Annotated in this window: 8 protein-coding genes; 1 reads left to right on the top strand and 7 read right to left on the bottom strand. The window is 61.6% G+C overall.

Annotation, left to right across the window (positions count from 1 at the left end; all coding sequences use genetic code 11):
* Positions 1 to 76: 76 nt before the first annotated feature.
* The 7 genes from ACYZT8_RS15650 to ACYZT8_RS15620 form a co-directional block, all read right to left on the bottom strand.
* The gene (locus ACYZT8_RS15650) at positions 77 to 1,717 is read right to left on the bottom strand and encodes a BatD family protein (protein ID WP_461973965.1); all 1,641 of its coding nucleotides are present in this window, start codon (positions 1,715 to 1,717) and stop codon (positions 77 to 79) included.
* A complete protein-coding gene (locus ACYZT8_RS15645) occupies positions 1,714 to 3,453 on the bottom strand; it encodes a tetratricopeptide repeat protein (protein ID WP_461973963.1) in 1,740 nt (579 codons plus the stop codon). The genes ACYZT8_RS15650 and ACYZT8_RS15645 overlap by 4 nt, the downstream gene beginning before the upstream one ends.
* The gene (locus ACYZT8_RS15640) at positions 3,450 to 4,529 is read right to left on the bottom strand and encodes a vWA domain-containing protein (protein ID WP_461973961.1); all 1,080 of its coding nucleotides are present in this window, start codon (positions 4,527 to 4,529) and stop codon (positions 3,450 to 3,452) included. Before ACYZT8_RS15640 ends, ACYZT8_RS15645 begins: the two co-directional genes overlap by 4 nt.
* Positions 4,522 to 5,016, bottom strand: a complete 495-nt coding sequence (locus ACYZT8_RS15635) for a DUF4381 domain-containing protein (protein WP_461973959.1) — start codon at positions 5,014 to 5,016, stop codon at positions 4,522 to 4,524. Before ACYZT8_RS15635 ends, ACYZT8_RS15640 begins: the two co-directional genes overlap by 8 nt.
* Positions 5,013 to 5,957: a DUF58 domain-containing protein gene (locus ACYZT8_RS15630; RefSeq protein ID WP_461973957.1), complete on the bottom strand. Its 945-nt coding sequence runs from the start codon at positions 5,955 to 5,957 to the stop codon at positions 5,013 to 5,015. Before ACYZT8_RS15630 ends, ACYZT8_RS15635 begins: the two co-directional genes overlap by 4 nt.
* A gap of 5 nt (positions 5,958 to 5,962) precedes the next feature.
* On the bottom strand, positions 5,963 to 6,922 hold the full coding sequence (locus tag ACYZT8_RS15625) for an AAA family ATPase (RefSeq protein ID WP_008150800.1): 960 nt from the start codon (positions 6,920 to 6,922) through the stop codon (positions 5,963 to 5,965).
* Between the two features lie 286 nt (positions 6,923 to 7,208).
* Positions 7,209 to 7,562: a hypothetical protein gene (locus tag ACYZT8_RS15620; protein ID WP_461973955.1), complete on the bottom strand. Its 354-nt coding sequence runs from the start codon at positions 7,560 to 7,562 to the stop codon at positions 7,209 to 7,211.
* 503 nt (positions 7,563 to 8,065) lie between these two features.
* Here ACYZT8_RS15620 and ACYZT8_RS15615 point away from each other — a divergent pair.
* Positions 8,066 to 12,967, top strand: a complete 4,902-nt coding sequence (locus ACYZT8_RS15615) for an NAD-glutamate dehydrogenase (protein WP_461973953.1) — start codon at positions 8,066 to 8,068, stop codon at positions 12,965 to 12,967.
* Positions 12,968 to 13,075 lie beyond the last annotated feature (108 nt).

Below are 13,075 nucleotides of genomic sequence, written 5' to 3'. Positions count from 1 at the left end.
CTCGGTGTGTCAGAAAGATTGAAGGGGCTGCTTCGCACCCCAGCGGGAGCAAGCTCCCTCGCCACAGGGGCCAGTATTACTTCGGATAAAGCGGCGGAAGGCCGCTGTCACCCACCGGATCCTGAATCCGCTCGGCAATCGGGATTGCCTTGATTGCCCGCCACAAGTCTTCGCCTTGCCAGTGCTGGCCGGTTTCGCTGTAGAGCGCGCCGTTCAAGCCGTCCAGCGCATCGGACAGCGGCACGAATCGGGCGGCCATGTCGGCGAGGGTTTCCGGTTGTTGTCGGGCCCAGGCGTCGAGGGCCTGGCGGGTGGCGTGGGAGTCGTTGGCCTGACAGGCACGCTTGAGGTCGTCGAGGACGGTGCGCGGGCTCGGGCCGGTCTGAGTGGCACGCAGGACAGCCGGTTGCCAGCGACCGCGCCACCAGAGACCGAAGCCGAGCAGGGTGGTGCAGGCCAGGATCAGGGTGCTGAGTTTCCAGCGCCAAAGGATTTCGCTGTCGACGCCGGCATTCACCTGCGCGGTGTTCGCCGGTGTATCGACCACCATGCTCGGATTGCTCGCCACTTGCAGGCTTCGGGCCGGCAGGCTGCTGTGCTCCAGGTGATCTTCGAAAGTGTTCCACCAGACCACTTCCACCGCGGGCAATTCGATTGCACCACTGCGGCCCGGCACCAGCGCTTCGCGATCCTCACGACTGCCAATCAGGCCGCGCTCGGTACTTTGGTTACTCAGCACCGGTTGATCCGGGTAGCGCCGCAGGCCGTTGGCGTCAGTGGCGGGCAGCGGCGGCAATTGTGAGCTGGCCAGGCCTTCGGCCTTCAAAGTCAGGCTGCGGGTCAGCGAGTCACCCACCTGCGCGTGGTCTGGCTCCGGGTTCCAGCTTTCGCTCAGGCTCAGGCTGCGGGCCGGCAGCCATGGCAGGTCGGCAGGGTAAGTAATGGGTTTGGCCTTGACCGTCAGCAGAATCGGGGAGGAGCTGACGCGCATCAGTTTTCCGGATTTCGGCACTTGGGTTGCGGCGTCCTGGGTGGGCTGCGCGTCGACGAGCGTTGCGCTGAACATCTGTGCCGGAATGGTCAGTTCACCGCTGTGTTGCGGGTAGATCGCATAGCGCATTTCGATCACGCCATGACGCAAGTTATTGATGACTTTCTCGTAGGTGCGCGTCTCGCCCAGTTGTTCGATGCGCGCATCGGGAATCTGCAACGGAGTCAGGCTGCTGTCGTCGTACAGAGACACCGAATGGTAGATGCGCAACGTCAGGATGGCCTGGGCCTGCACATACACGCTGGTCTGGTCGAGGCTGGCATCAATGAACACTGGGGCCAGTTTGTTTTTGGTGTCCTGGGTTTCGCTTTCGACCACTTGCACGGTGATCGGCTGGCTCTGCACCTCGCCCAGCTGCAGCGGTGGAATTGTCACGCTGCCGTTTTCCTTCGGCAGCAAGGTGATGATCCAGCGCGTGGTGGCGCGATTGTCGCCGTTCAACGTCGTCAGTTGGTTGACCTGGCGGGTGCCACGCACTTCGAAAAGCGGTTCAAGCGGCGCCAGGTCAGGCTTGCCGAACTGCGTCACGTCGTTGGATTCCAGGGTCAGTTCGACCGTCTCGCCGGAGTTCAGGCGACTGCGATCCACGCTGGCGACCAGCGCTGCTGCCTGGGCCTGAACGGTGCAGAACAGCAAGGCGAGCATGAGAAGGGTGAAGCGGGTCATCGAGTTTTTTCCTGATCCTGATGTTGTTGCTGTTCGTACCAGAATTTGCGCCTGAGCAATTCACCCGGGTCATCCGGGATCTTGCGCAGCCATTGCTCCAGCGCCTGACGCTGTTCGCCATCGATATTGTCGCTGGCCGGACGCAGCGGTGGCGTGGTGGTTTGCTCATCGCCCAGTTCACTACCCGGGACTTCATTGGCGCCCGGTTTCGGCGGTGTTGTGGCCTGCTGTCCGGCGTCCGGTGTGGTCTGCCCGGCGTCGGATTTCGGGTGGTCAATGTCCGCCGGTTGCGTGGCGGCACCCGGTGGCGGTTCCTGCGCACTGGTCTCGGCGTCGTCATCGGCGGTTTTCTGCGGCTCAACTGGCGGCGGTGCGTTTTTCTGCTTCAGCAGATTTTCCACCAGTGCCTTGTTGGTTTGTGCCGGGCGCAAATCCGGTTGTCGCTCCAGGGCCTGATCGTAAGCATCGAGCGCCGCTTCCAGCTCACCGCTTTTGGCCAGGGCGTTGCCACGATTGTAGTGGGCGTGGGCGTCGTTGCCCTCGGCGAACCGCTGGGCGGCGCCGCTGTAGTCGCCGGCCTCGTAGAGCGCCACACCTTGCCACTGTGGATCTTCAAAATGCTGCGACGCCTTGGCCGGATGGCCTTGCCTGAGCAAATGCAGGCCCCGTTGATCGGGGCGCAGCCACAAGTCTTCGAAGTCGAAGGCATAACTCGGCTGCGGCACCAGGAACAGTAAAGGCAGACAGAACAACCAGCCACGGCGACCGGCGCACGCCGCCAGCAGCAGGAGCGGCAGCAGCAACCAGTAACCCTGATCGGCCCAGGTGTCGAGGCGCAAGGTCTGGCCGTCGTTGCGCAGCGAGCGTGGACCGTCAAGCAGGCCGAGCCCACGCAGGTCGGTATCGCCCAGGCGCGCCGGGCGATAGCGTCCGCCGAGTTCGTTGGCAAAGGCTTTCAGGCTGGGACTGTCCAGGTGTGGCACCAGAATCGCGCCCTGATCGTCCTTGAGGAAACTGCCGTCCTCTTGGGCGACCGGTGCGCCTTCGGCGGTGCCGATTCCGAGCATCAGGAACTGTGTCGATTTTCTGTCCAGCGCCTGGCGAATGCCTTCACGCTCCAACTCCGTCAGGGTTGAACCGATCAACAGGATCCGGCCTTCACCCAAAGCGCCTTGATTCAGCAGGGCCAGGGCCTTGGTCACCCCAAGATCAGCGCGATGGCCGGCCGCGGGCATCAGCGAAGGCTTGAGCGCGTCCAGCAGATTGCGGCTGGTCGAAAGGTCATCCGACAGGGGCACCAAGGTGTGGGCGCTGCCGGCGTAGACGACGATTGCAGTCTGGGCATCGCTGCGGATTTGCAGCAGGTCCAACAGTTTGCGTCGGGCCTGTTCGAGTCGGTTCGGCGCAACGTCGGTGGCGAGCATTTCCGGGGTCAGCTCAAGCACGACCACCAGCGGGTCGGCGGGTTTCTGACTGATTTGTTCGACGCGCTCCCAACTCGGCCCCAACAAGGCCAGGACGGTCAGCACCCACGCCACGCCGAGAACCACCCACGGCAGCTTACTGTCGCGACCGTTTCCACCGCTCAACAAGGCGGCGTGAAAGGCCGGTGGCAGGATCATCTGCCAGCGCCCGGCGCGTTTTTGCCGATGCCAGAGTTGCCAGAGCAGCCAGCCCAGCAACGGCAACAACAGCAGCCACCAGGGGCGGAACCAGTACGGCCACAGCGCAGTCATCGGCGCCTCCGCAGACGCAGGCGTTTAAGCCGCTGGCGCCAGTCAGGCAGTTGCGTTTGCAAAAAAAGATCCTTGGTGAACAGCCGTTGCAGCGCGTTGTCCGGCCAACGCTCGCGCACCACCAGCAACATGCTCAGCAGCAGCGCCATCGCCAAAGGCCAGTGATACAACGCCTGCGCCGGGCGGGCCTGGGTCGGTTGCTGAGTCACCGGCTCCAGTTTGTCGAGTGTGTCCTTGATCGTCTGCAGCTCTTTGCCATCGTGGGCGCGGAAGTATTGGCCGCCGGTGGCTTGGGCGATTGCTTTCAAGGCCGGCTCGTCCAGGTCCAGGCTCGGATTGATCCCAAGGAAGCCCAAGGTGCCACTTTGCTCCGGGTCGGCGCCGATGCCGATCGGGTAGATTTTCACGCCTTCTTTAGCCGCCAGTCGAGCGGCCGTGAGCGGGTCGATTTCACCGCCGTTGTTGGCGCCGTCCGTGACCAGAATCAGCACGCGGCTCTGGGCCGGACGCATCCGCAGCCGTTTAAGGGCCAGGCCTATGGCATCGCCAATGGCGGTGTTCTTGCCAGCAATGCCGATGCGCGCTTCGTCGAGCCACACGCGCACGGTGTGCCGGTCGAAGGTCAGCGGCGCTTGCAGGTAAGCCTGGCTGCCGAACAGGATCAGGCCGACGCGATCACCGTCGCGACTTTCAAGGAAATCACCGAGCAAATGCTGAACCAGCGACAGGCGGCTGACGTCTTCGTCCTGCCACTGCATGTCGGGGAAATCCATGGAGCCGGACACGTCCACCGCCACCAGCAGATCGCGACCACTGGCGGCAATCGGCAGCGGTTCGCCCAGCCATTGCGGACGCGCCGCAGCCATCAACAACAACAACCACAACAAAATGAACGGCGCTTGCTGGCGCCAGGCCGGCAGGTTGGCGCGAGCGCGGCGGCGGGCCAGGCCTTCGAGGTCGTTGAGGAAACTGACTTTGAGCGCCGGTTCGCCGCTGTCGGCCACCGGCAGCAGGATGCGCATCAGCCAGGGCAGCGGCAGCAGGGCAAAGATCCACGGCCAGGCGAACTCAAACATGTTTGCGAATCCAGGTGTCGACGGCCTGGGTGAGACCGGCGATGGCCTTGTCGTCGAGTTTGCATTCGGGTTTGTAGGCGCCTTCGACCAACACCATCCAGCGAGTCAGGCCGGCGGCCGGGCAGCGGTTGTCGAGGAACGCCAGCCATTTGCGCCCGTTGAGGGTATGGCTCTGGCTGTAGGGGTAATGGTTGCGGCACAGGCGTTTGAGCAGGCCGTTGAGTTGCTGCAACCAGGCGCCGGCCGGTGCGCCGTCGTAGGGTTTTGGCAACCGCGCCAGTTCGGCGAGTGCGGCGATGCGCACCGGGTCCAGCGGTTGTTCGGCGCGCACGATCGGGCGTTTGTCCGGAATGAATCGCCGCGCCTTCCACAGCCCGAAACCGATCAGCGGCAGCAACAACAGCAACAGCCACCAGCCCGGCGCGGGTGGCCAGAACTCGATGGGCGGCGGGGAGATCAGCGGTTGCAGTTGATCGAGGCTGCTCATCGACCTTTCCCCGGTTTCTGTGGGTTCAGGTACTCGCGTAGTTGTTCGACCATCTCGCTTTGAGTGCTCAAGGGCATCAGCAATACGCGCAGTTTTTGCGCGAGCAATTCCCAGCGGGCGATGCGCGCTTCGGCCTGGGCGCGGTAAGTCTGGCGCAGGTCGAAATTCAGCGTGTCCAGTTCCAGTTGCGCGCCGCGCTCGGCGAAGCGCAGCAGCCCGGCGGCGGGCAGGGCGTGGTCCAGCGGGTCGGACAACGGCAACAGCAGCAAATCGCAATGGCGCGACAACAGGCTCAACTGCTGTTCGGAACCTTCGGTCAAGGCGCGCTCATCACAGATCACGATCACCAGACTACCGGGGCGCAGCACTTCCCGTGCACGACGCAACGCCATATTGAGGGAGTCGCGGTTCTGTTCGCTTTCGGTGTGCAGCGACTGATTGACCCGCACCAGACGATTGAGCAGTTGCAGCAGGCTTTGTTTGCTGCGTCGAGGTTTGATTTCGTAGTGCTCGTTGTCGCCGAACACCAGTCCGCCGACCCGGTCGTTATGGCCGAGAGCTGCCCAGCCAATCAGGCTCGCAGCCTGGGCGGCGAGTACCGATTTGAACATCAGCCCGGAGCCGAAAAACAGCCGGCGGCTTTGCTCGACCATAATGAAAATCGGTCGCTCGCGTTCTTCGTGAAACAGCTTGGTGTGGGGTTCCTGGGTGCGGGCGGTGACCCGCCAGTCGATGCTTCGCACGTCATCGCCAGCCTGATAGACCCGCACCTGATCGAAGTCCACGCCACGGCCGCGCAGCTTGGAGTGGTGCAGGCCGATCAGCGGGCTGCGCTGGCTCGGCGTGGAAAACAGCTGCACTTCGCGCACGCGATGGCGCATCTCGATCAGCTCGGCGAGGCTGACGCGGATGCCCGGCTCGGGCGGCAGGAGGGCGTTCATCGGGGTCAAGCGACGGCTACGACGTCGAGAATCCGCTGGACCACCCGGTCCTGATCGATGCCAGCGGCTTCGGCTTCAAAGGAAAGAATGATGCGGTGGCGCAACACGTCGAACAACACCGCCTGAATGTCTTCCGGGCTGACGAAGTCGCGACCGGCCAGCCAGGCATGGGCCCGGGCGCAGCGATCGAGCGCAATCGAGCCACGGGGGCTGGCGCCGTAGGCGATCCATTCGGCCATCTCCGGGTCAAACTTGGCCGGGGTGCGCGTGGCCATGACCAGTTGCACCAGGTATTCCTCCACGGCGTCGGCCATGTACAGACCGAGGATTTCCTTACGTGCGGCAAAAATCGCCTGCTGGCTGACCCGGCGCTCTGGCTTGGTTTCGCCGTTCAGGGCTTCGCCACGGGCTTGTTGCAGGATCCGGCGTTCAACGGCGGCGTCCGGGAAACCGATTTTCACGTGCATCAGGAAGCGGTCGAGCTGGGCTTCAGGCAGCGGGTAGGTGCCTTCCTGTTCGATCGGGTTTTGCGTGGCCATCACCAGAAACAGCGGCGACAACTCGTACGTGCTGCGCCCGACGCTGACCTGGCGTTCGCCCATGGCTTCGAGCAGGGCGGACTGAACCTTGGCCGGGGCGCGGTTGATTTCGTCCGCCAGCACCAGGTTATGGAAGATCGGCCCTTGCTGGAACACGAAGCTGCCGGTTTCCGGGCGATAGATTTCCGTGCCGGTGATGTCGGCCGGCAGCAGGTCGGGGGTGAACTGGATGCGGTGGAACTGGGCTTCGATGCCTTCGGCGAGTTCTTTGATGGCTTTGGTTTTGGCAAGCCCCGGGGCGCCCTCGACCAGCATGTGGCCGTCGGCGAGCAAGGCGATGAGCAAGCGCTCGATGAGTTTTTCCTGGCCGAGAATCTGCGTTGAAAGAAAGGTTCGCAGCGCTAGCAGCGCTTCACGATGTTCCATCGATGACTGTTCCTGGAAAGGGTGACCGAAGACGTTCGAATAACGCCAGGGCTGGGGCCGTTACTTTAATCCATCGCGGGGGGCGGCGACTAACGGCATTTTGAGCAAAGTGTGGGAAAAGGTTGGGGGAATTGTTGGAGTTTTGTGAGGTTCCAAGGCTGGAGGTGTTCTTTCGGGCCTCATCGCGAGCAAGCTCGCTCCCACAGGTGGCCGCGTTCCTTCAGATACATGCGATCCACTGTGGGAGCGAGCTTGCTCGCGATGAGGCCGGCACAGCTGCCGAAAATCAAATCTCGCTTATATAGGTGCCAGTGCCTTTGAGGATGTTCTGCAAGGTTTCTTCCACCTCAGCCAGATCACCGGCATCCGTGCTGTGAATGATCTCCAGCGAATCATCCCCATTCAGCGCATCCGCATCCGCCGCGCCGATTTCAATCAGCAATCGGGTAGGGGTCAAGGTCACTTTCACGCCGTCAAGCGTCGAAGGCTCGCCGTCGAGGGTGATTTCCAGCTCGTCTTCGTCCGGGTAGCGGGTCATCAGGAACATGTCGCCCTGTTCGCTGTGGCAGCAGAGCATGGCCATGTTGTCTTCTTCGTCATCGCACGGGTTGACGATCAAGAGTGGGGTGGTCATTTGCATGGGGAAATCCTGGCTCGGCGAGCGTTGTGAACGCAATAAAAGGCGATTCTGCCAGCCCTCGGGAATTTCTGCTTGTCTGAGTGTCAGAGGATGTGTCGTGAACACTTGGAGTGTTGCTGGTCATTTCTGGTACGGATGTGCCGTAAAACCGGGGATAAAACGCCCGTTTTCCCGCGCGACTGCTAGTGTTGTTCGAGGCATATGACGCGAGCTGCGTACCGATGACCGAATATGTCGCAGCACCGCAAGCACAGGCCTTGCCGCACTCGTTAAGCTGCGCATCGAGTGGATATCTGTAATGACATTGTGCAATTCATCGCACAGGCGTTTTTGCCGATAACCCTTCATGGAAGGTGAATGTGACCTGAGTGTCTCGTCCAGCTTCACCCACCTGTCATCCTGTTTCCTCTGCCCGAGAATCAGGAACAGGGTGACGGATCGCCCCGAAAGGGGTTTTGCACGCGACGCTTCCATCAATAACAAGCCCAAGCGGAGTACCACAGATGGCGTTCTTCACCGCAGCCAGCAAAGCCGACTTCCAGCACCAACTGCAAGCGGCACTGGCCCAGCACATCAGTGAACAGGCACTGCCACAAGTGGCGCTGTTCGCTGAACAATTTTTCGGCATCATTTCCCTGGACGAGCTGACTCAGCGTCGGTTGTCCGACCTCGCCGGCTGCACCCTTTCTGCGTGGCGCCTGCTTGAGCGCTTCGATCACGCGCAACCGCAAGTGCGCGTCTACAACCCGGATTACGAACGCCACGGCTGGCAGTCGACCCACACCGCGGTCGAAGTGCTGCACCACGACCTGCCATTCTTGGTGGACTCGGTGCGTACCGAGCTGAACCGTCGCGGCTACAGCATTCATACCCTGCAAACCACTGTGCTGAGCGTGCGTCGCGGCAGCAAGGGCGAGCTGCTGGAAATCCTGCCGAAGGGCACCCAGGGTGAAGGCATTCTGCAAGAATCGCTGATGTACCTGGAAATCGACCGTTGCGCCAACGCGGCCGAGCTCAATGTCCTGACCAAAGAGCTGGAGCAGGTTCTCGGTGAAGTCCGCGTCGCGGTCACCGATTTCGAACCGATGAAAGCCAAGGTCCAGGAAATCCTGGCCCACCTGGACAGCAGCCAATTCGCTGTCGACCCTGAAGAAAAAGCCGAAATCAAAAGTTTCCTGGAATGGCTGGTGGGCAACCACTTCACGTTCCTGGGCTATGAAGAATTCGTGGTTCGCGATGAAGTCGACGGTGGTCACATCGTCTACGACCAGGATTCTTTCCTCGGTCTGACCAAGCTGCTGCGTACCGGGCTGACCTACGATGACCTGCGCATCGAAGACTACGCCGTGAACTACCTGCGCGAACCGACCCTGTTGTCGTTCGCCAAGGCTGCACACCCAAGCCGTGTACACCGTCCGGCCTACCCGGATTACGTGTCGATCCGTGAAATCGACGCCGACGGCAAAGTCATCAAGGAATGCCGTTTCATGGGCCTGTACACCTCTTCGGTGTATGGCGAGAGCGTGCGGGTCATTCCGTACATCCGCCGCAAGGTCGAAGAAATCGAACGCCGTTCCGGCTTCCAGCCCAAGGCTCACCTGGGCAAGGAACTGGCACAGGTGGTCGAAGTGCTGCCGCGTGACGATCTGTTCCAGACCCCGGTGGACGAGCTGTTCAGCACCGTGATGTCGATCGTGCAGATCCAGGAGCGCAACAAGATTCGCGTGTTCCTGCGCAAAGACCCGTACGGCCGTTTCTGCTACTGCCTGGCCTACGTGCCGCGTGACATCTACTCCACCGAAGTGCGCCAGAAGATCCAGCAAGTGCTGATGGATCGCCTGAAAGCCTCGGATTGCGAGTTCTGGACCTTCTTCTCCGAGTCCGTGCTGGCTCGCGTGCAACTGATCCTGCGCGTCGATCCGAAGAACCGTCTCGACATCGATCCGGTTCTGCTGGAAAAAGAAGTGGTTCAAGCCTGCCGCAGCTGGCAGGACGATTACGCGAGCCTGACGGTTGAAAGCTTCGGTGAGGCGAGCGGCACCAACGTGCTGGCCGATTTCCCGAAAGGCTTCCCTGCCGGGTACCGCGAGCGCTTCGCCGCGCATTCGGCGGTGGTCGACATGCAGCACCTGCTGAGCCTGACCGAAAAAAATCCACTGGTGATGAGCTTCTATCAGCCATTGGGTCAGGTGTCCGGTCAACGCGAACTGCACTGCAAGCTGTATCACGCTGATACGCCGCTGGCACTGTCCGATGTGTTGCCGATCCTGGAAAACCTCGGTCTGCGCGTGTTGGGTGAATTCCCGTATCGCCTGCGTCACAACAACGGCCGCGAGTTCTGGATTCACGATTTCGCGTTCACCGCCGCTGAAGGCCTGGAACTCGACATCCAGCAACTCAACGACACCTTGCAGGACGCCTTCGTCCACATCGTGCGTGGCGATGCCGAAAACGATGCATTCAACCGTCTGGTGCTGACCGCCGGCCTGCCATGGCGTGATGTGGCGCTGCTGCGCGCCTACGCCCGTTACATGAAGCAGATCCGTCTGGGCTTCGACCTGGGTTACATCGCCAGCACCCTGAACAATCACACCGACATCGCTCGCGAGTTGACCCGGTTGTTCAAAACCCGTTTCTACCTGGCGCGCAAGCTGACCGGCGACGATCTGGAGGACAAGCAGCAACGCCTGGAACACGCGATCATTGCCGCTCTGGACGAAGTCCAGGTGCTCAACGAAGACCGTATCCTGCGTCGCTACCTGGACCTGATCAAGGCCACGCTGCGGACCAACTTCTACCAGACCGATGCGAACGGCAAGAACAAGTCCTACTTCAGCTTCAAGTTCAACCCGCACCAGATTCCCGAGCTGCCGAAGCCAGTACCGAAGTTCGAAATCTTCGTTTACTCGCCACGCGTCGAAGGCGTGCACCTGCGCTTCGGCAACGTTGCTCGCGGTGGGCTGCGCTGGTCTGACCGTGAAGAAGACTACCGCACCGAAGTGCTGGGCCTGGTAAAAGCCCAGCAAGTGAAGAACTCGGTCATCGTGCCGGTCGGCGCGAAGGGCGGCTTCCTGCCGCGTCGCCTGCCACTGGGCGGCAACCGTGACGAGATCGCGGCCGAGGGCATCGCCTGCTACCGCATCTTCATTTCGGGCCTGTTGGACATCACCGACAACCTGAAGGACGGCGCGCTGGTTCCGCCGGCCAACGTTGTGCGTCATGACGACGATGACCCGTACCTGGTGGTCGCTGCGGACAAGGGCACTGCAACCTTCTCCGACATCGCCAACGGTATCGCCATCGACTACGGCTTCTGGCTCGGCGATGCCTTCGCATCGGGCGGCTCGGCCGGTTACGACCACAAGAAGATGGGCATCACCGCCAAGGGCGCGTGGGTTGGCGTTCAACGTCACTTCCGCGAACGCGGCATCAATGTCCAGAAAGACAGCATCACCGTGGTCGGTGTCGGCGACATGGCCGGTGACGTATTCGGTAACGGCCTGTTGATGTCCGAGACGCTGCAACTGGTTGCCGCGTTCAACCACCTGCACATCTTCATCGACCCGAACCCAACGCCAGCAAACAGCTTCGCCGAGCGTCAGCGCCTGTTCGACCTGCCACGTTCGGCCTGGTCGGATTACGACACCAGCATCATGTCCGAAGGCGGCGGGATCTTCTCCCGTAGCGCGAAAAGCATCGCGATTTCCCCGCAGATGAAAGAGCGTTTCGACATCCAGGCTGACAAGCTGACCCCGACCGAACTGCTGAATGCCTTGCTCAAGGCGCCGGTAGACCTGTTGTGGAACGGCGGTATCGGTACTTACGTCAAAGCCAGCAGCGAAAGCCACGCCGATGTCGGCGACAAGGCGAACGATGCACTGCGCGTGAACGGTAACGAACTGCGCTGCAAAGTCGTGGGCGAGGGCGGTAACCTCGGTATGACCCAACTGGGTCGTGTCGAATTCGGTCTCAATGGCGGCGGTTCCAACACCGACTTCATCGACAACGCCGGTGGTGTGGACTGCTCCGACCACGAAGTGAACATCAAGATCCTGCTGAACGAAGTGGTTCAGGCCGGTGACATGACTGCCAAGCAACGCAATGAGTTGCTGGCGAGCATGACCGACGAAGTCGGCAACCTGGTGCTGGGCAACAACTACAAGCAGACTCAGGCTCTGTCCCTGGCGGCACGCCGTGCTTTCGTGCGGATCGCCGAGTACAAGCGCCTGATGAACGACCTGGAAGGCCGCGGCAAGCTGGATCGCGCCATCGAGTTCCTGCCGGCTGAAGAGGCGATCAACGAACGTCTCGCGGAAGGCCACGGCCTGACCCGTGCCGAACTGTCGGTGCTGATCTCCTACAGCAAGATCGACCTCAAGGAAGCGCTGCTCAACTCCCAGGTGCCGGACGACGACTACCTGACGCGCGACATGGAAACCGCTTTCCCGCCGAGCCTGGTGAGCAAGTTCTCCGCAGCCATGCGCCGTCACCGTCTGAAGCGCGAAATCGTCAGCACCCAGATCGCCAACGATCTGGTCAACCACATGGGCATCACCTTCGTTCAACGACTCAAAGAGTCGACCGGCATGAGCCCGGCGAACGTGGCCGGTGCTTATGTGATCGTGCGTGACATCTTCCATCTCCCGCACTGGTTCCGTCAGATTGAAGCCCTGGATTACCAGGTTTCGGCCGACGTACAACTGGAGCTGATGGACGAGCTGATGCGCCTGGGCCGCCGCGCTACGCGCTGGTTCCTGCGTGCCCGTCGCAACGAGCAGAACGCTGCCCGTGACGTTGCGCATTTCGGTCCGCATCTGAAGGAGTTGGGTCTCAAGCTCGACGAACTGCTCAGCGGCGAGATCCACGAGAACTGGCAGGCCCGCTACGAGGCGTACGTCGAAGCCGGTGTGCCGGAGTTGCTCGCGCGCATGGTGGCTGGTACTTCGCACCTGTACACGCTGCTGCCGATCATCGAGGCCTCCGACGTGACCGGCCAGAACCCTGCAGACGTGGCGAAGGCTTACTTCGCCGTGGGCAGCGCGCTGGACATCACCTGGTACCTGCAACAGATCAGCGCTCTGCCGGTTGAAAACAACTGGCAGGCCCTGGCCCGTGAAGCGTTCCGTGATGACGTCGACTGGCAACAGCGTGCGATCACCATCTCCGTCCTGCAACAGGGCGACGGCACTCAGGACGTGGAAACACGCCTGGCGCTGTGGATGGAAGAGCACGAAGGCATGATCGAACGCTGGCGCGCCATGCTGGTTGAGATCCGTGCGGCGAGCGGTACTGACTACGCGATGTATGCGGTGGCCAACCGTGAGTTGCTGGACCTGGCGTTGAGTGGGCAAGCGGTAGTGCCTGCACCTGTCACTGCAGCTGCCGAGCTGGAACCGGCTGCCTGATCAGGCGTTGAATGAAAAAGCCCCGCATTGAGAGATGCGGGGCTTTTTTTGTCTGATAATTTTGTGTTGTCTGGTCGGGCCCCATCGCGGGCAAGCCCGGCTCCCACA

It is taken from the genome of Pseudomonas sp. LB3P93 (assembly GCF_054898025.1).
Note: the sequence above shows the minus strand (reverse complement) of the source record. Positions and strands in the feature narration are given on the sequence as shown.